The sequence below is a fragment of the Salinivibrio sp. PR5 genome (assembly GCF_001996085.1).
Lineage (GTDB): Bacteria > Pseudomonadota > Gammaproteobacteria > Enterobacterales > Vibrionaceae > Salinivibrio > Salinivibrio proteolyticus.
Genome location: NZ_MUFK01000021.1, coordinates 1 through 23,909, shown reverse-complemented (window position 1 = coordinate 23,909; position 23,909 = coordinate 1). Strand labels below are relative to the sequence as shown.

21 protein-coding genes and 1 tRNA gene are annotated in these 23,909 nt (G+C 48.7%); 11 read left to right on the top strand and 11 right to left on the bottom strand.

Annotated features, from left to right (window positions below; translation table 11 throughout):
• Positions 1-53: 53 nt before the first annotated feature.
• Positions 54-716, top strand: a complete 663-nt coding sequence (locus tag BZG82_RS09145; RefSeq protein WP_077481494.1) for a glutathione S-transferase family protein — start codon at positions 54-56, stop codon at positions 714-716.
• A gap of 38 nt (positions 717-754) precedes the next feature.
• On the opposite strand, the gene BZG82_RS09140 is transcribed toward BZG82_RS09145, so the two are convergent.
• Positions 755-1,363: a glutathione S-transferase family protein gene (locus tag BZG82_RS09140; protein WP_077481496.1), complete on the bottom strand. Its 609-nt coding sequence runs from the start codon at positions 1,361-1,363 to the stop codon at positions 755-757.
• Between the two features lie 184 nt (positions 1,364-1,547).
• Entirely contained in the window at positions 1,548-2,045 is a 498-nt protein-coding gene (locus BZG82_RS09135) for a GNAT family N-acetyltransferase (RefSeq protein ID WP_077481498.1), read from the bottom strand.
• 268 nt (positions 2,046-2,313) lie between these two features.
• Between BZG82_RS09135 and BZG82_RS09130 the strand changes: the two genes are divergently transcribed.
• Positions 2,314-3,921: a peptide ABC transporter substrate-binding protein gene (locus BZG82_RS09130; protein ID WP_077765682.1), complete on the top strand. Its 1,608-nt coding sequence runs from the start codon at positions 2,314-2,316 to the stop codon at positions 3,919-3,921.
• 370 nt (positions 3,922-4,291) lie between these two features.
• On the opposite strand, the gene BZG82_RS09125 is transcribed toward BZG82_RS09130, so the two are convergent.
• A tRNA-Asn gene (locus BZG82_RS09125) sits at positions 4,292-4,367 on the bottom strand.
• Positions 4,368-4,603: 236 nt separating this feature from the next.
• Here BZG82_RS09125 and BZG82_RS09120 point away from each other — a divergent pair.
• The 3 genes from BZG82_RS09120 to BZG82_RS09110 all read left to right on the top strand — a co-directional run bounded on the left by BZG82_RS09120 (position 4,604) and on the right by BZG82_RS09110 (position 7,957).
• Entirely contained in the window at positions 4,604-6,517 is a 1,914-nt protein-coding gene (locus BZG82_RS09120) for a hypothetical protein (protein WP_077765693.1), read from the top strand.
• A gap of 64 nt (positions 6,518-6,581) precedes the next feature.
• Positions 6,582-6,821, top strand: a complete 240-nt coding sequence (locus tag BZG82_RS09115; protein WP_069586641.1) for a YdcH family protein — start codon at positions 6,582-6,584, stop codon at positions 6,819-6,821.
• 14 nt (positions 6,822-6,835) lie between these two features.
• Positions 6,836-7,957, top strand: a complete 1,122-nt coding sequence (locus tag BZG82_RS09110; RefSeq protein ID WP_077765681.1) for a PQQ-dependent sugar dehydrogenase — start codon at positions 6,836-6,838, stop codon at positions 7,955-7,957.
• Between the two features lie 11 nt (positions 7,958-7,968).
• Here BZG82_RS09110 and BZG82_RS09105 read toward each other — a convergent pair whose 3' ends face one another.
• A complete protein-coding gene (locus BZG82_RS09105) occupies positions 7,969-8,730 on the bottom strand; it encodes a PilZ domain-containing protein (RefSeq protein WP_077765680.1) in 762 nt (253 codons plus the stop codon).
• 229 nt (positions 8,731-8,959) lie between these two features.
• Here BZG82_RS09105 and BZG82_RS09100 point away from each other — a divergent pair, with 229 nt between their 5' ends.
• A complete protein-coding gene (locus tag BZG82_RS09100; protein ID WP_077765679.1) occupies positions 8,960-9,973 on the top strand; it encodes a glycine betaine ABC transporter substrate-binding protein in 1,014 nt (337 codons plus the stop codon).
• Positions 9,974-10,040: 67 nt separating this feature from the next.
• Here BZG82_RS09100 and BZG82_RS09095 read toward each other — a convergent pair whose 3' ends face one another.
• Positions 10,041-10,880, bottom strand: coding sequence for an isopenicillin N synthase family dioxygenase (locus tag BZG82_RS09095; protein ID WP_077481389.1), 840 nt, complete (start codon positions 10,878-10,880; stop codon positions 10,041-10,043).
• Positions 10,881-11,071: 191 nt separating this feature from the next.
• On the opposite strand from BZG82_RS09095, the gene BZG82_RS09090 reads away from it, so the two are divergent.
• On the top strand, positions 11,072-11,449 hold the full coding sequence (locus tag BZG82_RS09090) for a glutaredoxin family protein (protein ID WP_077481387.1): 378 nt from the start codon (positions 11,072-11,074) through the stop codon (positions 11,447-11,449).
• 167 nt (positions 11,450-11,616) lie between these two features.
• On the opposite strand, the gene BZG82_RS09085 is transcribed toward BZG82_RS09090, so the two are convergent.
• Both BZG82_RS09085 and BZG82_RS09080 read right to left on the bottom strand, forming a co-directional pair.
• Positions 11,617-13,032 carry a Na+/H+ antiporter NhaC family protein gene (locus BZG82_RS09085; protein WP_077765678.1) on the bottom strand — a complete coding sequence of 472 codons (1,416 nt, stop codon included), beginning with the start codon at positions 13,030-13,032 and terminating at the stop codon, positions 11,617-11,619.
• Positions 13,029-14,189, bottom strand: a complete 1,161-nt coding sequence (locus tag BZG82_RS09080) for a trans-sulfuration enzyme family protein (protein WP_077765677.1) — start codon at positions 14,187-14,189, stop codon at positions 13,029-13,031. The genes BZG82_RS09085 and BZG82_RS09080 overlap by 4 nt, the downstream gene beginning before the upstream one ends.
• 321 nt (positions 14,190-14,510) lie before the next feature.
• On the opposite strand from BZG82_RS09080, the gene BZG82_RS09075 reads away from it, so the two are divergent.
• Positions 14,511-14,942: an oxidoreductase gene (locus BZG82_RS09075; protein ID WP_108742975.1), complete on the top strand. Its 432-nt coding sequence runs from the start codon at positions 14,511-14,513 to the stop codon at positions 14,940-14,942.
• A 15-nt stretch (positions 14,943-14,957) separates the two neighbouring features.
• Entirely contained in the window at positions 14,958-16,883 is a 1,926-nt protein-coding gene (locus BZG82_RS09070) for a putative bifunctional diguanylate cyclase/phosphodiesterase (RefSeq protein WP_077765675.1), read from the top strand.
• Here BZG82_RS09070 and BZG82_RS09065 read toward each other — a convergent pair.
• The 3 genes from BZG82_RS09065 to BZG82_RS09055 all read right to left on the bottom strand — a co-directional run bounded on the left by BZG82_RS09065 (position 16,880) and on the right by BZG82_RS09055 (position 20,098).
• A complete protein-coding gene (locus tag BZG82_RS09065) occupies positions 16,880-18,238 on the bottom strand; it encodes a hypothetical protein (protein ID WP_077662651.1) in 1,359 nt (452 codons plus the stop codon). The genes BZG82_RS09070 and BZG82_RS09065 overlap by 4 nt on opposite strands.
• A 301-nt stretch (positions 18,239-18,539) precedes the next feature.
• Positions 18,540-19,031: a SixA phosphatase family protein gene (locus BZG82_RS09060; RefSeq protein WP_077662652.1), complete on the bottom strand. Its 492-nt coding sequence runs from the start codon at positions 19,029-19,031 to the stop codon at positions 18,540-18,542.
• Positions 19,032-19,153: 122 nt separating this feature from the next.
• The gene (locus BZG82_RS09055) at positions 19,154-20,098 is read right to left on the bottom strand and encodes a chemotaxis protein CheV (RefSeq protein ID WP_077454907.1); all 945 of its coding nucleotides are present in this window, start codon (positions 20,096-20,098) and stop codon (positions 19,154-19,156) included.
• 402 nt (positions 20,099-20,500) lie between these two features.
• On the opposite strand from BZG82_RS09055, the gene BZG82_RS09050 reads away from it, so the two are divergent.
• Together BZG82_RS09050 and BZG82_RS09040 are read left to right on the top strand one after the other, a co-directional pair.
• Entirely contained in the window at positions 20,501-21,430 is a 930-nt protein-coding gene (locus tag BZG82_RS09050; protein WP_069586694.1) for a chemotaxis protein, read from the top strand.
• Positions 21,431-21,705: 275 nt separating this feature from the next.
• Positions 21,706-22,011: a DUF496 family protein gene (locus BZG82_RS09040; RefSeq protein ID WP_077481972.1), complete on the top strand. Its 306-nt coding sequence runs from the start codon at positions 21,706-21,708 to the stop codon at positions 22,009-22,011.
• 70 nt (positions 22,012-22,081) lie between these two features.
• Here the strand turns inward: BZG82_RS09040 and BZG82_RS09035 are convergent, their stop codons facing one another.
• Entirely contained in the window at positions 22,082-23,803 is a 1,722-nt protein-coding gene (locus tag BZG82_RS09035) for an IucA/IucC family protein (RefSeq protein WP_077765674.1), read from the bottom strand.
• Between the last annotated feature and the right edge of the window lie 106 nt (positions 23,804-23,909).

The following is a 23,909-nucleotide window of genomic DNA, read 5'->3' as shown; positions in this document are numbered from 1 at the left end:
GTTATCGTATCGATAGCTGAGCCTTTTTAAACTTACAGTCAAAGATATTCCTTATGATTATTATTCATCACCTTGAACAATCGCGTTCTCAGCGTATTGTTTGGTTGCTTGAGGCACTGGGTGTGCCCTATCAAATCAAGACCTACTCGCGTGACCCCAACACCAAGTTGGCGCCCCCCGAGCTCAAACGCGTTCACCCTCTGGGCAAAGCACCTGTGATTGAGGATGAAGGGACGATCATTGCAGAGTCGGGCGCGATCATTGAGTACATTTTGGAAAAGTATGGTGACGGGCGCTTACAGCCACAAACGCCAGAGCAGAAAGGTCACTATCGCTACTGGATGCACTATGCCGAAGGGTCTTTGATGCCAATATTGGTCATGTCATTGATTTTCAGCAAAATCCCAGAGGCACCGATGCCCTTTTTTGTGCGTCCCTTGGCAAAAAAGCTGATGAAAGGCGTCACCGACCAGTTTATTGCACCCCAGCTGCGAGACCATCTTGCCATGATCGAACACCACTTAACGACGCATGATTGGTTGTGTGGTGACATACTCACAGCGGCAGATATTCAAATGAGTTTCCCATTAATCGCAATGCGTCCTCGTCTAGACCCACAGCAACACGGTCACATTGTTGCGTATCTTGAGCGCATTGAACAACAGCCTGGCTATCAAAGCGCCCTGTGTGTTGTGGGGCCGCTAAAAACGCTTTAAGCCCGCTAATGCGGGCTTAATCTTAATAAAAATCATGGTTACGCAGGTTGGGTGTGACGAGCCTGAACGACCCAGCGTTGATATCCTGATGATGATTTCAGTTGCTGATACCATTGCGACACGTGCGGCGGCAAAGTCATTGATGGCGTCAAGGCAAGAGAATGGACCACAGTGCCAATCGCAATATCAGCGAGCGTCATCATATCAGAGATTAAATAGCGACGCTCAGCAAGCTCTTCGTTCAGCTTCTCTAAATCGTAGCGGCACTGCTCAAGGGCCGACTCTCTCACCTTGGGATCGCTCGATGCTTCCAAGCAAGCAGTTTTAACCGTAGGCTGAAACGAAGATAGGCACCAATCCATCCAACGTTCGTAGCGCGAGCGTTGAAACGCGCAATCTGGGTACCACATTTTATTGCCATAGCAGGCAACCAGATAGCGCAAAATGGTGTGCGATTCCCACACACTGTTTGGGCCGTCTTCTAATACCGGCACCTGACGCATCGGACATTTTTGTGCCAGTGCATCAGCGTCTTGGGCATTATGATGAATATCGACCTCATCCAGTTCGATACTTAAATCTAACTCATCAATCAGCCACATCACTTTTTGAACATTAATGGCAGAAGGGTGGCCATAAATCTTCATGATTACTCTCCTTGTTAAACGCAATACCTCAACGACTCAACGCGTTTTTTTGGCCGATGAATGTCACTTTTCATCCCACCACAACGCCAGTCGTATCGAGATCAACCGCCAAGCATGATCCCTGCTTATTAGTGATTTATTTGAGCGTCGCATAATCCTTCTTTTTTAGCAAGTCATCGCGGGTTTAACCCACACCACCATCCGGACTGACTTTGTTATCGATTTTTTTCAACATAATATGCTGCGGACCTGCACTACCACCATGATACAACTCGCCCGTATCAGTGAAGCCTGCGCGTTGGTAGCACACAATCGCGCCCGCATTTTTGCAATTAACGGTCAGGATAAGACGCTGCGTCCACGGATAGCGTGGTTTGACATAATCCGCCAAGGCCATCATCGCGCGGCGACCCAGTGCGTTACCTTGGTGGTGCTGATCGATAAACACCGCACGAACTCCCATATCACCTGAATGGGCAAAGTCGTATTGCGACGCGTAACCAGTATCAAGAATAAACCCGCCCACAATCACGGTCTCTACCTCAATCAGGTGTAGATGAGCAAATTCATTGGCCGCCGCCAAGATTTCCTCTGGGCGTCCGACAAAAGGCAGCTGCTCATGCGTGATAGAAAGAGACAAAAATGAGGCTAAGTCAGTGGGAGAAAATGGACGTAACAGCACGGGAGATCATCCTTGAGTCTATGAAAAACGGCTAATTTATCATAAAACCGCCTAAGCTGTCCGAGGGGATTATGCCGTATGAATACGCCGCGATCGGCAACCGCCATGCAGGATTAAATCGATATAAAAATAGAGGTCACGATTTCACGCTTTTCCTGTCGTCGATTTGTCATCTTTTTATCACATCGCTTTTCTTCGCTTACCATTTGTGGTTAATCTATTGATTAACAAGGCTTATTAACAAATTACTCAACCAAGGAATGGAAAGATGAAATTAAAACTATTAGCAGGTTCATTGGCACTCGCATTGTGTAGCTCAGCGTTTGCAGCTCACGTCCCAGAAGGCGTGGAGCTTGCCGAGCAACAGACTCTTATTTGGGGGGTTTCTGGCGAAGTGCCTACGCTGGATCCGACCAAGTCCAGTGATACCGCCAGTAACAAAATTATCTCAGATTTGTTCGAAGGCATTACATCGCGCACGCCAAGTGGCGATATTGCACCAGGTTTAGCAAAAAACTGGGAAGTCAGTGAAGATGGGTTAACGTACACATTCCATTTACGCGAGGCGACATGGTCTGACGGTGAGCCCATTACAGCGGAAGATGTTGTCTATACACTACAACGTGCCGTCGACCCAGCAACCGCTGCACCATACGCTTGGTATTTAGGCACCGCGAACATTCTCAATGCAACCGAAATCACCGATGGACATAAGCCAGCAAGTGCGTTAGGCGTGAAGGCGGTGGACGACCATACCATCGAGTTTACATTGGTGCGACGTACTCCTTATTTCCCCAATATGCTCACCCATTCTTCGACCTACCCTGTACCAAAACATACGGTAGAAAAGTATGGCGATAACTGGACACGCCCCGAAAACATGGTCAACTCCGGCGCCTATAACTTAACCAACTGGGTGATTAATGAGCGCATCGATCTTGAGCGTAACCCCATGTACTGGAACGATAAAGAAACGGTGATTAATAAAACATCGTATGTAACCTCCAGCGATGCTAACGCGGAATATAACCGCTATCGCACCGGTGAGATCGACGTGACCTTTAGCTTCCCGCTTGAATCCTATAAGAAAATCAAGCAAGAGCGTCCCGATGAATTCCTAACCATGCCATCGCTTGCAACTTATTACTATTTATTCAACACAGAGCGCGAACCGTTTAACGACGTGCGCGTACGCAAAGCACTCGCCTATGCCATTGATCGTAATGTCGTCACCGACATAATTCTTGGTCAAGGACAACAACCTGCCTACAGTGCAACACCACCAGCCATCAATAACTTCGAACCGCCGAAATTGGCTTGGGCGGAAATGACCCAAGAAGAACGTTATCAAAAAGCAAAAGAACTCTTGGCCGAAGCGGGATACAGCAAAGACAACCCTCTGGAGTTTGAATTGGTGTATAACACCATGGAATCCCACAAAAAACTTGCATTGACAGTAACGTCTATGTGGAAACGCCATCTCCCGGTTAAAGTCAGCTTAGCCAACCAAGAGTGGAAAACCTTTTTGCAAAAAGTGCTACAAAAAGACTTTGATGTGGCTCGCGATGGATGGAATGGTGACTACAATGAGGCTTCAACTTTCCTAAGCTATTTCAGTAGTAAAGGTATGAATAAGTCCAATTGGAGCAACCCTGAATACGACAAGCTGCTTGACCAAGCCCTCTCCGTTGTCGACCCAGAAAAGCGTAAGGCCTATTATCAGGAAGCGGAGCGCATTTTCGCCAAGGAGATGCCTGCCATTCCAATGTACTTTTACACGCGTAGTGTGATCAAAAGCCCTAAAGTAGGCGGCTATAATACGGAAAACCCCAACAACCTACGTTACACACGGAACCTTTATATCACTAAAAACTAATCGATAGTGATAGGAAAAAGCGTCACGCCTTGCGCGTGGCGTTTTTGTTTGTCGTGAGCAGAAGGGCGAAACGAACCGTATTCAAGCTGGGCAAGCCCGCACTCCGAAACTAGGAACGATAGATATAAAAAAAGCGCCAACCTCTCGGCTAGCGCTTTTTCTRAATTTGGCTCCCCCAACTGGACTCAACGGGGGCGCCCAGCTCAGTGACATATTCCGCGAAGCGGAACAGTTAAAAATTTAGAGAGCATTGAGTGAGCACCTATCTATACAATAAGCAGGCTCGAGGGAAAGACTAGTTCATCTGCACTCTTTGATACTCGTACTATAAAAAAAGCGCCAACCTCTCGGCTAGCGCTTTTTCTGAATTTGGCTCCCCCAACTGGACTCGAACCAGTGACATACGGATTAACAGTCCGCCGTTCTACCAACTGAACTATGGGGGAAATGTGTTTCGTAACAACGAGAAGGATGGTAGGCGATTGCAGCAAAGGGTGCAACCCCTTTTACGGTGATTTATCGCTTTTCATGTTCAAATGGCTAAAAAGACGCCAAAACAAGCGATTATCACATACGTTTTGCATCCTTCCCCCAAAAAATGCCAAGATGACAAACAGACAGAAAAAGGAAGCAAACATTGAATCCGGACGCCTCTTCCCTGCCCCGTTTTATTGCTGGCCCCATGCTACGACGAACCACTCAACACGAAGTCGTGGTATGGGCGGTATTATCAACGCCGCCAGACCAAGGCACATTGTCCGTTTTTGATGATCAGACCCTCCTCGCCGCGATGCCACTCTCCTCGGCGCAGCAATTTCGCGCTGGTAAGCACGCATGGGTGGTACTGGCTCATCTCCGATGTGCGCACGGCTTTCCGCTCGATGTGCCATTGCGTTACGACATCTTACTCGATCAAAAGCCCTTGTCCGAATGGATCCCGGATTTACTCTATGACGGTGAACGTTCACCGCACTTTGTGATCCCCTCCCAAGCGAACCATTTAGCGCATGGCTCATGTCGGCACCCGCACCATCAGTGTGATGATGCACTGGTCACACTCGACGATAAACTCGCCAATGAGGAGATCTCACAATGGCCGGACATGCTCATTATGAGCGGAGATCAGATTTACGCCGATGATGTCGCCACACCAATGTTGCAGCGGATCAGAGCCTTGATTGCTCGGCTGGAGCTCAAAAATGAATACTTTGACGCCGCACCGATTGCACATTGCCGGGAACTCGATACGCATCCAGATGGCTACCTCAACCGAACAAAATTGTTGCCCGCACAGCGCGCACGGTATGGTTCTCTGTTCGAACGGTTAAAAGGACGTGCGCTGCCGATCTTCACCTCTCAGACAACCAGCAATCACCTGATTAGCTTTGCCGAACATTTCGCCATGTATTTACTGGTGTGGTCGCCAGAAGCTTGGCGCATCACAAATACAGCCTCAGTCGCACTCAATCGCGTGTTAACGCCACAGCAACAGTCACGGTATCAGCGTGAAGAGCAAGCCCTGACTAAGTTTCAACACGGTCTTCGCCAAGTCAGGCGGCTGTTCGCCCATCTCTCTACCTATATGATTTTTGATGACCACGACATCACCGATGACTGGAACATCACCGTAGGCTGGGAGCAAGCTGCCTATCAACAGCCCTTTTCACGGCGCATTATCGGCAATGGTCTGTTTGCCTACTGGCTATGCCAAGGTTGGGGAAATGACCCTAAACAATTTGATTCCTCGTTTGTTGCGCTTGCGACGGCTTGCCAGTTTGGTGTGTCTGGCGATGACCCAAACGACAGTGCACACGACGCAATGATTGAGGCACTACTTCGCTTCGAGCATTGGCATTACAACGTACCGACGACCCCCTGTGTTGTAGTGCTTGATACCCGCACTCGCCGGTGGCGATCGGAGTCCAGCATGAACCGCCCATCCGGCTTGATGGACTGGGAAGCTCTGATGGATTTTCAGCATGACTTGCTTAAGCATGATAGTGCGGTCATTGTCTCGGCCGCACCCATGTTCGGGGTAAAGTTTATTGAAGTATTACAACGTATCGCGATTTGGCTCGGCAAGCCCACCATTGTCGATGCAGAGAACTGGATGGCTCATCCGGGCAGTGCCAATACCTTACTGAGTATTTTCCGCCACCAGCGTACGCCAACCAACTACGTGATCCTATCGGGTGATGTGCACTATTCATTTGCCTACGACATTCGTATTCGTTTTCGTACCAATAGCCCGCGCTTATGGCAAATTACCGCGAGCGGCTTTAAAAACAATTTCCCAGAGCCGCTGCTGAGTATTTGTGAATGGTGCGATCGTATTTTGTTCAGTCCTCGTTCACCATTTAATTGGCTCACCAAGCGAAAGCGTATGCGGATTGATAGGCGCGATCCTGACACCGCAGGCCCTAAGCGCTTAGTGAACGCCAGTGCTGTCGGACTGGTCACCTTACAACCGGACGGTTCGCCACATACCATCAGCTTATTGACAGCTGACGGCAAAACCATCCATTTCCCCGATAAAAAAGCGGCGAAAGCCGTCGAGCCCAGCATCCCGCCACTCGACCCGAATCAAGCAGACTGAAACTGGAGAGATCGGCAAAGCACGCCTAGCCTTAATAGCATCACAAGGTGAGAAGGAGGTGTTTATGCAAGGCGAAAATCATGCGCTTATCTTTGAGTTCCCAGAGTACCGTGAACGCATTCATGATTTGAAGGCGAACGATCCTGACTTCCAACTTGATGCCAAGCGTTATCATCAGCTCGATCATCATATTCGTGGCCTAGAAATGAAGCAGATCCCAACCAGCGACGACATTTTTACCGCGATGAAAAAGCAACGTGCACACCTTAAAGATCGCCTCTATCGTAAACTCAGCGTCCACTGATCAAGGAGGTCGTCATGCACCGGCTATCGTCGATTTTTTTGTTGATGTTCGTATTGTGCGCCCCGTTGAGCGCGCACGCGGTGACTGTCGAGACTGAAACAGTCACTGTGAATGTTGAGGAAGTGAAAAGCGGCTTCGACCACCCATGGGGGATGGCCGAGCTACCTAATGGCGATATCCTGATCACCGAACGGAACGGCACTTTAAAACGCCTAACGCCTAATGGGCTAACGGTGAACATATTAGGAGTACCCAAAGGCGTCTATCAGCAGGGGCAAGGGGGACTATTTGATATTGCATTAGCGCCGGATTTCCCCGCGACCGGCACCCTATACCTTTCTTATGCTGCAGAAGATGAACGCGGTCAAGCGGGAACAGAAGTGCTCAAAGCAACGCTGTCACAAGATGTTCTCATCAATAGCAAGGTCATTTTTACTGCATTGCCCAAACGCGGCGGAACCCGTCACTTTGGCAGTCGCCTATTGGTGACCCAAGAGCACCTTTACATCACGCTGGGCGACCGCGGCCACCGTGACCGCGCCCAGTTTATTACCGATCATTTGGGGAGTTTAGTGCGTTTAAACCTTGATGGCAGTTTGCCGGTCGACAATCCGTTCTCTGCTCATGATGCAAAAAAGCCCGAGATTTTTAGTTACGGTCATCGCAATGTGCAAGGTATCACACTCGATAATAATGGCAGCACTGTCTGGGCGCATGAACACGGCCCTCAAGGTGGCGATGAACTCAATATCATCGAAAAAGGGGTTAACTATGGCTGGCCTATCATCACTTATGGGGTAAATTACGGATTGGGCACACAAATTGGTGAAGGCACCGCGAAAGAAGGTATGCAGCAACCTGTCTATTATTGGGATCCGTCAATTGCACCATCAGGCATGATCATGGTGAACAGTGATCGCTTCCCGATGTGGCAAGGCAACCTACTACTTGGATCATTAAAATTTGGTCTGTTGGTGCGCCTAACCCTCGAAGACGGTAGCGTAGTGAGCGAAGAGCGGCTATTTGATGGTCAGTTCGGGCGTATCCGTGACGTGATTCAAGCCAGTGATGGCAGCATTCTACTTCTCACAGATAAACGAAACGGGAGCTTACTGAAAATCACCCCGCGCATGTAAAAAGATGACGACTAATTCAGAGCCGTCTCACCTTTATTATCGGACACAGCATTATCGGACACAGCTAATCGGTAATAGGTGCCATCGAAGGCAAGATTGGTGATTAACCACGTACTGCGTGCCTTGCTACGATCGTCAAACTGAAAGCCACACAAGTAATCATCGCTGAGTAATCGATGTGAGAGTATCGAACCATTAAGCGTAAGATCTTGATTCGGGGCGATATGGTCAAGGTTTAGCGCCGCTTTTTTTTCTGGTGCTAATTTGGCGCCCATTGAACGGTAAGCGAATAAACATCCGCCAACCGACAAATCGCGTACCTCCACCTCAATCTTGCTCATTCCCTCTGTGGCAAGCGTCGCTGATAGTGCCACTGGAAAGCGCTTGTCTTGTCGCAACGGCGTGGCTGTCGCGCCCTCACGGAGCAGCTCAATGCACACAATACTGCAGTGGCTCTCGAGCACGCCTTGCACCTTGCCACTGAATCGGACTAGCGACCCATCCGCGGCCACACCATGCAATCGCACTTGAAAGCCTGGGTTTAAATATTGCCCTTTTTGCTGCGCAGATAGAGACGGGATTTGGGTGTAGCAATAACGTTTGCCGTCTGTACCAAGCATAATGGCATTAAAGCGAAATAACCCTTTCATCGGCGTGTGCACATGCATACGCACTAAGGCTGCGCTTCCCAGCTTTAAAGCCGCTTGAGATCCAGACAGGGCGATTAAATCATCTTGTTGTTCAATGGCATTAAGTTGATCTTGGCGAGGCATGTGCAATTCCTAGACAGTCATCAAAACCAAGGTGAAACGGCAACGCGCTCAGCAGCTTGTACGAAGGCGTACCGATAGTGATTATAACGAGCGTTGTTAGCCTAAAGATCAAAAAATATGTTTTTAAATTGTGATTCAGCACCTTGCGCTTCATCGAGTATAGACCTTGTATCAGACGCATGGTACGTTTTCGCTTTAACTTATGTTTAGTGACTTTCAAGGACGACCTATGCGACCCCTACTCTGTGCGCTCCTGCTCTCTCCATTGTTTGCCGCAACGCCAAGTGCTCACGCCGATGAGCAAGCCTGTGGCGATGTCACCATTGCGGATATGAATTGGAATTCGGCCACCCTGATGGCACATGTTGATCAATTTATCCTTGCTAACGGCTATGGCTGCGACGTTCGTTTGGTCCCCGGTGACACCATGCCAACAGGCGTATCGATGACAGAAAAAGGTGAGCCGGATATTGCGCCTGAGTTCTGGACCAACTCGCATAAAGCAATGCTCGATAAAGGTGTGGCTGATGGGCGGCTCAGATACGCCGGCAATGCATTTAGCCAAGGCGGGAACGAAGGCTTTTGGGTGCCAAAATACATGGTGGACCAACATCCAGAGCTTGCCACCATCGACGGTATTAAGTCACATCCAGAATTATTTCCTCACCCAGAGGATCCCGACAAAGCGGCGTTTATGGGCTGCCCCGCCGGATGGACGTGCCAAATTTCCGCTAAGCACCTTTTTGACGCACTTCAACTGGGTGAAGCCGGTTTTGAGATGATCGATCCCGGCTCCGCCGCTGGTCTGGCTGGAACCATTGCTCGTGCCAATGATCGTCGTGATGCGTGGTTTGGTTATTACTGGGCACCGACGCCAGTGATGGGCAAATATGAAATGGTCGAAGTGGACCTTGGCGCAGACGTTGATCTTGAGCACTATAAAAGCTGCATCACTCAAGCGGAATGTCAGACCCCAAAAGTCACTGCATTTCCCACCTCTCCCGTGCATACGCTCACAACAGCGTCATTTGCGGAACAATCGCCGGTCGCCTTTCGCTACGTTCAGCAACGTGAATACGATAATAGCGTCATGAGTGACATGCTCGCATGGATGGATGATTATCAAGCTGATGGCGAGATCGCCGCCGATGAGTTCTTACGCCGCTATCGCGACCTTTGGCATCAATGGGTCAGTGAGGAGGCTGCCGCGCGCATCGAAGAAGCCTTGGGGGATGACGCCTAACTTGCAATACACGAAACGGGTCTAAATAAAAAGCCGAGGGACATATCACCTCGGCTTTTCTTTTCGCTTACAGAACGCCTAATTCACGTAAACGCTCAGTCAAATAACTTTTCGCCGTATAGCGAGAAGACAGCACCACATCCGGTTTCGGATGCAAAAACAGCGGTAACGAGATCCGTGCTTTGGTTTTATCTGCGCCTTCAGGATTAATCACGCGATGGGTGGTTGAGGGGAAGTAGCCACCCGATGCTTCTTGTAGCATATCGCCAATATTGACGATTAAGTTACCGAAGTCACACGGCACATCTAGCCAACGCCCGTCTTTCGCTTTCACTTGCAAGCCCGGCTCATTCGCCGCAGGCAGGATGGTCAACAGATTAATATCTTCATGGGCCGCAGCACGGATAGCGCCTAGCTCTTCATCGCCTTTTAACGGCGGGTAATGTAATACGCGTAACAATGTCTGCTCACTCCCTGCAATCATGCTAGAAAGTGATTGTGAGTAGTGCTCACTGACGCTGTCCGGTGACTGACGCTCCACCCATGACAACAAGGTCTCAGCCAAGCTAGTCGCTTGTTGATAGTAAGATTGCAGATTATCACGGAGGGCCGAAGGACACTGCCCCCAAGGGTAGTAATGAAAAAATTCCTTTAAATCGCGCTTGGTGTGGCCTTTCGCCGTTTCCGCAATTTTAGAGGGGAAAAAACCATCTTGGGTATCGGGCTTAAAGGTAAATGTATGTTTTTCCTCGGTGTTAAAAAAACCTTCCCATTGGTTGTAAATATCAGCCACGAGCTGCTGCTGTAGTGGATGATTTTTAAGCACGCCAAATCCCGTTTCACGTAAGGATTCAACAAAGGCTTGCTCCGCATTGGGCGCTTGAAAGTCAATGGCTTGCAGTGTCATAGGGTACCTGTAATCGTTTGCTTATTATCGTGAGGTTGCAGGACGGTTAGTTTACCAGTCAGAAGGTGCCATACAACGTAACCGTGTTTCACACCAGAAACACATTGTCACCATTTAGAAACAAACCCTGATATAGGGTCACGTGCGCTGTCGTGTTAAACTCTGCACTTTGATACACACAGGGAGTGAAAATGGGTGTTATTCGTTGGATCCTTGGCCGGATCATTCTCGTTGTTGAAGCGCTCACTAAGCCTAAGCCACCAAAGCTGAACGCGGATCAGCACCAAGCCATGGTCGCGTTTTCAAAGCAAGTGACCTTATACCAATTTCAAGCATGTCCATTTTGCGTCAAAGTTCGCCAAGCAAGCCGAAAGCTCGGACTGCCGCTGGCGGCAAAAGACGCCAAACGCGATATGACCGCCCGACGTGAGCTGGAACAGGGAGGCGGAAAGATTAAAGTTCCCTGTTTACGTATTCAACAGGGCGACGAGGTGCAATGGATGTATGAGTCAGACGACATTATTGCATATCTCAATCAAGCCACGACTCCTATTACACAAGCTGATTGAATGCTTAGTTAGACAATAAAAGACTCGGCGTCTACATTTTATTAGACAACGAGATCAACCTTCGCTTGCCCCTTTTGCCCGCAAAGACTGACTCCATGGACTTGGGCATTAACAGACTGTCCTTGCTGACTCGCAAGGACAGTTTATTTTTTCAACCGAGCCTGCGTTTAAGCACTTCCCAGTATCGCAAACAAGACCGCGGTCACCACCCCTACCGCAAAGACATAAGGGAATTGCGTACGGATATGGTCGACGTGATCGTTACCCGTTGCCATCGACGCGACAATGCCAGTATCACTGATTGGTGAGGTCATATCGCCAAAAATGGCCCCAGATATCGATGCGCCAATCATTAAGTGCGGGTCAATACCTGTCGCAGCGCCAATCTGAATACCAATCGGGATCATGATTGCAAACGTGCCCCACGAGGTTCCGGTCGCCAGTGACATAATAGCGGCAATCACAAAGACAAAAGCGGCTGATAATCCTGCTGGCAGAATGCCATCAATCACCTGAGTGATATAGTGTCCCGTGTGTAAGTCTGCCGATAAGTCCCCCATTAAAAATGCCAGCGACATAATTGCCCCGAGAGGCATCATATTTGCGTATCCGGCTAACAGGTGGCGGAAAAAGGTATCTAACGATAAGACACGCGTGCCGATAAAGAAAGCCATCGCAACCGCAGTCCCTGCCATCACCGCCCAAAAGACAGCGGTTGAGCCCGATCCAGAGGCAATATCGCCATTACCGGTAATAAACAGGCCCACCGGCACCATTAAAATGGTGCTGAGTAATGGCAGAACAAAATAGCTCACTTTGCCTAGCGGCTCATCATCGCGCTGATGATCGCCGGCAATCGGAAAGGCGCCTTCACGTAGTACTTGCCCGGCTGCCGCGCGTTGGTCCGCTTTCGCCATTGGCCCCCAACTCGCCCCAGTGAGCACATAAAACAGCACCGCCAGCAAGGAGAGCCATGCCATTAGATTGTATGGGATGGCGTGCAATAGAATGGTGAAGGGCTCGCCTTCAACATAACCTTTGCTGACTTGTACGCCGATAATTGCCATCATCGCAGCGCCCCAACCATTGATCATCACACTGGAGCAAGTCGTAACGCAGGATGACTGGATCACATAGGCGAGCTTCTCTCGAGAAACGCGATAGTGATCGGCTAAATCACGACTCACCGTCCCCGCTGACATAATGGAAATCGAGCTTTCAATAAAAATCAGCATGGTGGTAACCATCGCGAGCAACTGCACCGCAATCGGATTTTTCACCAATTGAGCACGCTCGGTGAGCGCATGAATCACAGCCCGGGTGCCGCCTGTGACTTGGATAAGACGTATTAACCCGCCCACCATAAAGCAGAACAAAATGGTGCGCGTGTTCCCCGCACTGGCAAACACACCAATATAACTATCCAGTGCCTTCGCCACGCCTGCGAATGGATTGAAATTCGCAATCACGGTATAACCCACCATCGCCCCTGCTAGTAGCGACAGAATCACCTGACGCGTGACCACAGCAAGTACAATAGTGACCAGTGGCGTCACCACCGTCCAGACGCCATAATCGGTCATGACGCCTCCTGATCGAGTGCGTGCAGAAGATCCTCAATTAAGTCACGGCTATCTTCAATGCCGACCGAAAGCCGGAACGTGGTATCGAAAACCCCCATCGCCTCGCGTGCCTCTTGACTCATGGAGCCGTGAGACATGGATGCTGAATGGTTGATCATACTCTCCACACCGCCGAGCGATTCAGCCAAGATAAAGTAGCGTAAGCGGCTTAAAAATCGCTCGCTTTCCACCCGCGTGCCTTTTAGCTGAATGGTGACCACAGCTCCCCCTGAGCGCATTTGCGTCTGACAAAGCGCATGTTGCGGGTGTGACGGTAAGCCAGGATAGAAAACCGCTTCAATGGCAGGGTGGTTTTCCAGCGCGGTCGCGACTTTGAGCGCATTATCGCATTGGCGCTGCATACGCAGATCGAGCGTTTTTGATCCGCGTAACGCGAGATAGGCATCAAATGGCGAGGCAATCGCGCCGACCGTGGTTTTCGCAAAATCAATTTTTTTCGCCAACGCTTCATCAGCGGTGACCAGCGCGCCGCCAATCATGTCAGAATGCCCGCCAATGTATTTGCTGGTCGACAACATCACAATATCTGCCCCTAAACGCAACGGCGTTTGGTTCCACGCAGTCGCAAAGGTGTTATCCACACAGGTTAATAACGCATGCTCGCGGGCAAACTGGCAAATCGCGGTAATATCGACGAGTTCTAACAACGGGTTGGTTGGGGTTTCAATCCAGATCATCGCCGTGTTCGGCTTGAGCGCGGCTGCTACGGCATTGAGATCATTGAGATCAACATAATCGACACTGAGTCCATTATTGGCGGCGCGGAGTTTGTCGAACAAGCGATGCGTCCCCCCATACACACCGCGCATCGCAATAATGTGCGCGCCTGCCGGCAGCAGCTCTAAGGCCAAGGCTGTCGCAGCCATCCCCGAGGCCGTCGCCGTCGCATAACAACCTTGCTCGAGCGCCGCTAAGGCACTCTCGTAAGCCGATCGAGTTGGATTTGCAACCCGCGAGTAACCAAAGTCGGCCTGATGGCTAAGGTCAGATTGAATAAAACTACTGGCGGTGTAAATCGGCGGGAAAGCGGCATTATGCCCCTTGTCCGTTTGATCACCACCGTGGACAGCTAACGTAGAAAAGTGGGGTTGTTTCATATTTTCACCCATTAAAAGAATATTGGTTTAATAATTGTTTTTATTTTAGCCATTATGACGACTCACAAACAAACTGACATGATATTGTATGACTATAATGACTGATAAATAGAATTATCTTCTAGCATATAAGAACAAGTTACTTTGCTAAGCCTACCGAATGCGCCCTCCACGCCCACACTTGAGTAAGCCAGTGCGTACAGCTACGTTTAATAGGGAGCTCTTGAGAAGGCGCATATCATGGCACATTGCACCACACCTAGAGGGTCGAAGCACAGCCACCTCTTTCACTTGATATTGCTAGTTGGATGGGTGATCGCAATGACTGTCAGTCGCACAGTCACTGCCAGCCCGATGCTCACGATTACCAGTAAAGAAGGGACAGAAGCTTTTACACGTGAACAACTCGTCGCGATGGCCGATCGTACCATTGAAACAGCCACTCCGTGGACCGATGGCCAACAACGGTTTTTAGGCGTATCAGCGCAAAAGCTACTCGCTCAACTCGATATTCCGCCCAAAACACTCAAAGTTTATGCGCTAAATGATTATTGGGCTCATATTACGGTTGAGGATATTGAGCGGTATAACCCCATATTTGCGATAAAAAAGAATGGCCAGTGGATGCGTGTTCGCGATAAAGGGCCAATCTGGGTCATCTATCCGTTATCGGAAAATGATTTAATGGATAACGAAATAATACATAGCCGTATGGTGTGGCAAGCGAACCGTGTGGAGGTGATGGATGAGTAGCGGTGTAACACGCTTATGATGCTTAAGCGCCCAGTCACTTGGTTCATTGTTTTTGTGTTTGCGATCCTCATCTTCGCGGTTGTGACGCTTTACCAGTTCAATCAAAGCTACTCTCGCCATGCAGTGCGTACCCAGCTGTCAGCATGGGCATTGGCCCAAATGGAATTAGAAACCCTTGAGTTTCGCCATGAACTCGCCTTGTATCTCCACACTCAACGTCAAAACCGCAGTGCACTCATTTTAAAGTACGACATTCTCTGGAGTCGCTACGACACCTTTTTACGAAGCAGCGAGACAGAGGAGTTGAGACAAGCCTTTAGTGCCACTCCTCTTGTGACACGCGCATTTCAAATCATAAGACGTTATGAACAAGCGGTACTAGAAGGTCAGACGACACGCTTACAGCAATTGCTTAGCGAAATGGACACCCTACTCCCTGCGCTGCGAGATTTGATGATCAATAATTTAACAGGCCCTGCCGCTATCAAACAACGTGAGTATCTCGCCAACCAATTGAAACATATCTATCTCGCCGTCGGGCTTATCCTTACCCTATTAGGGTATTTCTCTTGGCGTATGTATCGGGACAGCCTGAAGCAACAGCAAATGGCATGGATGGACAGCGTCACACAACTTCCAAATCGCAATTATTTACTGGATGCCTTGCAAAAAGCCGCAACCAAGAAAGCGATACACACCTTACTTGTCATTGATATTCGCCGTTTCAAAGACATTAATGACTTGCTGGGGTATGAACAAGGTGATCATGCACTCACTAAACTCGCGCAAAGGCTTAATAATATCTGCTCACCTTATGGCTATACTTGCGCGCGTTTAAGCGGCAACAGATTTGCCGTTTTAGCCGCGGTCGATGGCCATTATTTGAGCTTTTTCACCCAACCACTTCGCGATACGTTGCGAAACGCCCTCGACGATATCTATCCGAATATCCAACTCACCGTTGCGCTTGGGATCGCCAAAAGTACGGATCTTGACACGGCACTTCGTAAAGATCCGGAGGTCTTTGCCAATACGCTATTGAATAATGCTGATCTTGCCTTACTCAAAGCTAAAGATGCTTTACCCTCGAAAGACAGTATCGTAGTCTTCAAACCTAAGTTCGAGGCCGATGCCCGTCAGCGCCGACAATTAAAAGATGATTTAAATGTACTGCTTGTTGATGAAAGCCAGGATGAGCTATCTCTTGTCTATCAACCAATTATATCGTCTGAGCCCGACAAACTTGGTTGTGAAGCATTAATTCGCTGGCAACATCCAACCTTGGGACCAATCCGCCCTCAGTTATTAATCGATGTAGCGGAAGAAGCTGGCCTTGGACAGCGACTTGGCACTTGGATCCTACGGCAAGTTTATGCGGCGATGAATACCGAATGGCAAACCATCAACCAGCATATCGATGTTGCGATCAATCTGTCCGATTCTTTCTTTAGTGAGGCGTTGCTCTCAGACGTAGTGAATATTTTTATCCATCACCCTGAACAACGTAAACGGTTGGTGTTTGAAATCACCGAGACCATGACCATTGATGATATTGGTAGATTCAGCCTAATAATGAATCAGTTACGAGACATAGGCATCAGGCTTGCCTTGGATGATTTTGGCACAGGTTGGTCATCGATGGCGGTACTGAATCACTTGAGCTTTGACAAAGTGAAAATTGATCGTAGCTTTATCGAGCATATGGCCACCGTTTCTCGGCAGCAAATACTGGTCGATACCATTTGTTATATGTCGCATCAACTTGGGATCCGTGTGGTCGCAGAGGGTGTAGAAACGCAGGAGCAATTGATCAACTTACAGCAAATGGGGGTCGATGAATTCCAAGGCTACTATTTTTCTAAGCCGCTTAACGCTATTGATTTTTATGCCTTTTGTATCGACCACCTTAGCAAGCAAAATACGTTTTCACTGAAAAATTAATCGAGAATTTCTTCAATATCGACGACTTTCGACCGGTTTACGGTGATTTTCCAACGCTGGTAAACAGTAGGCTGGTCTTTGATTTTTTGACAGCTTACCAAGTTAAACTGGTGGCGCTTTTCAACCGAATCTTTTAAAACCTGTCCATCGTTTAGTCGATACAAACGCTGACTTCCACGATCCATTAAACGTGAGAAAGAACGAAAATCGAGCTTCCAGACATCTCGGGTCGTGTCATAGCCCGACAAAAAGCGGGTAGTCTCTAGCTGGGTTTTGACCTTTAGGCGCACCACGGCCTCTTCTTGTTGGCGCAACTTGCCACGACGCAGCTTTTTGACTTCATCGGGCAGCGCAGTAAAGTCGATGTAATCGAGCCATTCCAACTGCCGACCAATCTGTCGATTCGAGGTAGGATCGATAAAGCGCTTGCGCCATTTGGGCCGGCCTTTACGAATCCATCGCCATAGCGCATCACGCAAATCATCTTTAAAAATTTCACGCAACGCATAGATCCCAGCCATCGCCAAGACAAACGACAAGGTAATCTCACCCAAATACTGCCGCGCCTGCACAATCACAGTCGTAACAAACAGCATCACAAACGCCGTCGCCGAGGCTTTCGCGAGTTTGTTGAGGTTCTTACCCAAGGCTTCCGGTTTTTGGCGAATGGTGACAGGAAATTCAATCAAACGACGTAGCAAGCGCATTTTGTTAACCATGCGGGTCGGATCGCTGATCGCTTTGTCGGAATTGTAGCGATTGACCAAACGATGGGCTTCTTCCGCTTCACAAAGCTCCACAAGTTGTTGGCGGATAGTTTTATACACCGAGCCGCGCGGCATATGCGCTAAAAGCGACAAGAACCGTTGCTCGGTCAGCCATGACAGATAATTATCAATATTGTTGTAATACTTTACTAGCTTGGTATCTTGCGGCTGGTAACGGCGCAAACGGCGTAAGATTTCCACCGCCATTTCGATGGTATCTTCCAATTGCTCGAGTGCTTCTTCGTCTTCCAATCCTGAGACCGACTCAAAAAAGTCGTGCGTCGCTTTTTCTAATGAAAGCGCGTACTGATACGCATACAAACTCAAGCTGACTCGATATTGCTCAGTGGGTAATTTTTCTCGGCTGGCAAGACGCGAGTGTACCAAAGGTAAGTGGTAGCGAGAGGTAAAATAGGTGCGGCTATTCGACAGCACGCGGTGGTAGAATTCATCCTCGTTCAGAACATGTTTACCAAACTTCAGCTCTCCCGGGACAAACAAGTAGAAATCGACTTCTTGTGCACTGATTTCCTCGTTCAGAATGGCAACGCGAACCGATAAGCCTTCATGTTTATCTACCGTGATCAATCCTACTCTCCTACTACTCAATGGAATGCTGATGCGACAGTGCTCAAGGGCTGCCTCATGGCGGCACTATTATTCCACACCATCGATCGATTGCGTCATCATAATGACAAATATATGACACATTATTGATGGTTAATATATCGCCACTTTTTTGTTTTTCCTGCTCATCCCTGATGAGTACAGGGCTCAGAAGAAAGGTAACAAAGAAATTAACGGGGTTATCCACAGTTTTAGTAGATAACTTTTTCTCCTTTAATCTAAATGTAGTTTGTCTTCAACTAGATATAGTGCCTATTATGGCTTAACTTACTTGACGCTTTGGCCAGTCGAGGTAAATCAGCTGCGCATCCACCTCGTTGATCGCTTGCCATGATGTCGTCTCAAACGCTACCACGGCTACTCCAGACGTGGGTAAATTCTCTTTGCGCATACCCATCTGTTGGAGATAAAGGTTCAACGCTGGATTATGGCCAATTACCATCGCGGTTTGCTGACGCTCATCCAACTGTTTCGCTGCGGTAGTAATCGCACCGCTGTGCTCGGTATATAAGGCAGTGTCCACGATAATAGGCGGTTTGTCATTAAGGGTCTGCGCCACCAATACCGCGGTATCTTTCGCTCGCTGCGCTGAGCTGGTTACAATGGTTTGAGGTTGCAATACCCAAGCATTCAGGCGCTCAGCCATCAAAGGCGCTTGACGAAAGCCTCTTGGGTTCAAAGGCCGATCGTGATCGTCTAAGCTAGGATCATCCCAACTGGATTTCGCATGTCGCATCAAAAATAGGTATTTCATGTTGCCTCCCTAGATTATGTTCTCCTTTCTCGTCAACATGATTACTGTTATCCAAACTCGACATTCAACAAAAAAGCGAGCCAAGGCTCGCTTCAAAAGGCACATTGCTGTCACGCATTGCCTTAGCTTGCCACCACTTCACGTAGCCGCTCTTGGACAACGTTCACGAGCAAATCAGGTTGAAACTTAGAGATAAACTGGTTACAGCCGACTTTCTCAACCATGGCCTCATTAAAACTACCACTCAATGAGGTGTTAAGTGCGATGTAAAGGTTACTCATTCGGCTATCAGAACGCACCTCATGCGTTAATTTGTAGCCATCCATCTCAGGCATCTCAGCGTCGGTGATCATCAATAGGATCTCATCGCTGACATTTTTGCCTTCATCACACCAACTTTTAAGTAATTGCAGCGCCTCGGCACCGTTTTTTTTCATGATGCATTCGACACCAAACTGAGACAGAGTATCACTGACTTGTGCACGTGCTGTTGACGAATCATCCACCACCAAGACACGCTGCCCTGCCATATAAGGTGTGAGTTGCGGATCGAGCACATCTTCTGATATACCAATTTCGTACGCGACAATCTCAGCCAAAATTTTCTCAACGTCGACGATTTCCACGAGGCGAGTTTGGCCATCGAAGTCTTGGCGAGTGATCGCGGTCAGGTAGTTATTGCGCCCAGTGCCTTTGGGCGGCTCCATAATCTCATCCCAGCCCATGTTTTTGATATTGATGACTTGGCCAACTAAGAACGCCTGAATCGTCCGGTTGTACTCGGTGACGATCACGTTGCAATCATCCGACACCCCAATCGAGCCCATGCCAATCGACTGACGCAGGTCAATCACAGGAATTGACTTTCCTCGGATCATCGCCACGCCACGCACATTCGGATGCGAACCTGGCATTTGGTTGAGCCGGGGCACTTTAATGACTTCACGCACTTTAAAAACGTTGATGGCAAAAGGTTGCGTGGTGCCAAGATAAAACATTAAAAGCTCTAGGCGGTTCTCCCCCACCAGCCGCGTACGCGAATCTACCGAATCTAAAATATTGGTCATAGTTTGCTCAACCGTTGGTTTACTTCTTAAAAGGCGTATATCCGATGCGCGTGATAGCTCGAGGACGAGCACCTAATCATGCACTTTTGTCATTGATGTAACACGGTGACAAAAAAGCTATTACCTTTATTTTAGGTAAGAAATGACGACAGGCAACCTATTGCGCTGTGTCTGGCTCTGTCTTCGTGTGTTTCTGCGTCATTAGCCTAGCATGACTGCTGACCGGAAAGCGTGCGAAATCGCGCATTTAATTGACACTATCAATAAGTTTCAAATATGAGACAATAGTACGGAAAAATTTTATGTTCTGTCTAATCCCCCCTATCATAATGGGGAGATGTGTCTTACGCATAATGCTGATAAAATACACACCGTTATTACGATTACACGCAGAGTGATGCTATGAAGAGCAAAGCCAATCAATCACAAGGCATGTTGATGTTCCGCCTGACCCCGACGCAATCTTTTGCGATTGGGACCCTTAAGGTGCGGGAGATCATCCCTTTTCAGCCGCTAACGGATTTGCCCGGCTCTCACCCCACAGTGATAGGAACCACTAGTTTCCGTGGCATCGCCACTCCCGTCATTGATATGGCCAAAGCGATTGGTTACAAGCCAGTCGACAAGTCAGAATGGGAGTCGTGTTACATTATCGTCACTGACTGTCAGCGTCGTGTAATGGGCTTTTTGGTGCGCGGCATTGAAAAGATCAGCGAGTGTGACTGGCGCTCGATCGCCGAGCCACCTCAAACACTGGGTACTCGTGCGTTTTTAACTGGCGTAATGAAAATCGACGAAAAGCTGGTTCAGCTGCTGGATGTCGAATACATCATGGAACATATTTTCCCATCCGATCCGGATAAACTGCACCCTGTTTTGTCGGATGTCGATCGTGAAAAGCTCAAGCCGATGAACATCTTGCTTGTTGATGATTCCTTAACCGCAAGACGGCAACTTTCTGAAGCGTTAGACAGTATTAATATTCCCTATTACGTCACCAACAACGGTTCAGAAGCACTACAAATGATGAAAAACGCGGCGTCCGCCGGTAAACCGTTTGACATTATTGTTAGCGATATCGAAATGCCCGGTATTGACGGTTATGAGCTCGCCTTTGAAATTCGTAGCGATGACAAACTGGCCGAAGCGTACCTGATCCTCCATACGTCGCTGTCGAGTGATATTAGTGTGGATCGCGCCAAACAAGTCGGTGCACACGAAGCGCTGACAAAATTTGATGCCACCGAGCTCGTTCAAGCCATGTTACGTGGCGCGATGCTAAAAACCTCTGGCTCCTCAGTGAAACTTGAGGGGACGCCGACCAACTACTGATCGCTGTCTCGAGCAGGCTGGCTTTGATATGTGTCATACCACTGTCAAGGCGAGTCTGCTATCTTTGCCAACATCACGTTCTAATCGGGTATAAGGTGATTTGGGCATGTCTTTCGCCAGTCTCTCCCCAATGGCACATTTCTGTGTATCCCAAATCAGATCCTTTATCGGTTCAATTGATGAAAAACTCCTCACTTCAAGCGCGAAAAGGCTGGGTTTGGCCGAGCGCTTGTGGTTTAATTTTTTCATACTTCAAAAAATAGAAGGCGACTATGATGACCAGTGTATTTGAGATCGTTAAGCACTCACGACAAAAGAATAAGCTAAAACGCGAAATCCAAGACAACGACAAGAAGATCCGCGACAATCAAAAACGCGTTGTGCTGCTAGAAAATTTGCTCGATTATATCCAGCCTGAGATGTCCTATGAAGACATTGTCGAAATCATCAAGAATATGAAAGGTGATTACGAGGACCGCGTTGATGATCACATCATCAAGAATGCGGAGATTTCTAAACAGCGCCGTGAAATCAGCCGTACTATCAAAGAGCTCACCAAGCAAAGTAAAAGCGGTAAGTAAGCCCAACTACTTGCACTGATTTGAGTGTTAATACCCGCCTATTGCGGGTATTTTTCGTTAACTATCCGCATTACGCCTCAGCCAGAGGGTTACGAATCGCCTCACCAAACATGGGAACAGGCCGTTCGTTGCTATCATCGTAGCCAATGTTAAACCTTACACGATTGATACAAATCTTCTCTTTCGTCTCACTCAGCACGTCAAACAATCCAAAGCGTTCATTCAGCTGCGGGTGTGCCTGTTGATAACGACGAAGGGTGTCACCTAACTGACGATAAAATTCAGTCTCGCTCACCCCAAGGGACACAAACCACGGCGAAATAAAACGTAGTGTGGTCACAAAATGCCCCGTATATAAATCATGCACCAGATAGTGTGGCGGCAAGTGCTTGATCGCCGCTCGCACGCGTTTATCTAAGCTGTCCAACTCTGGAAACGGCTGATCGACAAAGCGTAAATCACCATGAAAATCTTTGATCATGCAACCCACAGGGATATCGTCTTCCAGCACCAAGGTAATGTTTTGCCCATGCGCCACTAGCCCAATCCCGTATTGGCACAGCAAGTGATAGAGGGGGACCACAACATGATCAAACAAACGCTGCAACCATTCCCTAGGTGTTAGTAGGGTGCGCGCAATCAGCGCTTCGACACAGCTGACCCCATCACCACCCGCTTGCATCAGGGTCGCCATACTCATGGGTCGCTGATGAGACGGTAACAGGCTTTCGGCACGCTCACGCCAAACGCATCCCAACATTTCGTGATATTTGTAACAGCCGTCTATTTGCGCCTGATAAGGCTGCGGGCAGTACACACCGGCGACTTCCTGCTGTACATGCATGCCAAGACGCGACAATAACGCATCCTCACGCACACAGGTTGACAGCCATTTTGACAGCACTGGGCCATGGGCAATAAAGCTCCCGGGTACGCCGCGATAGCAGGAGGTATTGAGAATGGTTAACGCTGTTTTTACGTCGTATGCGCCTTGCCCATCCGCTCGGCTCAAGGTACGAATCGACTGCTGTGGACGCCACTGTTCTGTACTCGCACCCAGGTCAATGATGTCACCTGAAGCGAATAATGACGCATATTGGCTGTAAATATAACGCTGCATCTGCCACGGATGCACCGCCATAATCAGGTAATCATCCCGTTCATCGACCGCTAAGCGCGTCATGAGTGCGTCATAAGCGGCTGGTGATAGGGTCTCAGTGAGCAAAGAGGCCTGATCGAATCCATCCCCAAAGCCATAACGCGCGCACGCTCGATGCACAGCGAGATAATGCAACGCAAACGTGTTGCCATATTCAGGCGCATATTGTTGACGATCCTGCTGGCCCCAGCCCAATCGCCCTTTATTGGCGAGCGCCTTGGGGTGAGCATCCAAATAGGGCTGACGATCGGTTTCTGATAACGTCACGAGTTTATCGGCTGGTAGGGTGCTAAGCATCGCGAGATGCTGTTGTTCCGCGATGAGTGTTTCTTGATACTCCTCGATAAAACCGCCAAGGTGCAAAGGATCCATATTGATAACAGATTGCAAGTCCATCACTAATTCAATCAGCTCTGGATGATAGTTGTCGCCCCGTGACACGCTGCCACTATCTACCATCACCATTCCCCAAATGCTCATGGTGCCCGTAAACCGCCATTCTGCATCAGGCAGTGTCAACCTAAACTGGCGTCCGTCAAGGTGGTCAACCGTAATCGAATTTTCGAAGTGAAGCTCACTGATCGCTTTTGTGAGCAGTTTTTGATTGGCTGCTTGCCAATAATTCCCCTGCATTTGTTACGTCCTTTATCTATTTGATTTCACCCATTTAAAGTAAATGTGGCAATTCGGTTATCAATGTATTGACAACAAGGGCAAATATCAATAATCATAATGATAT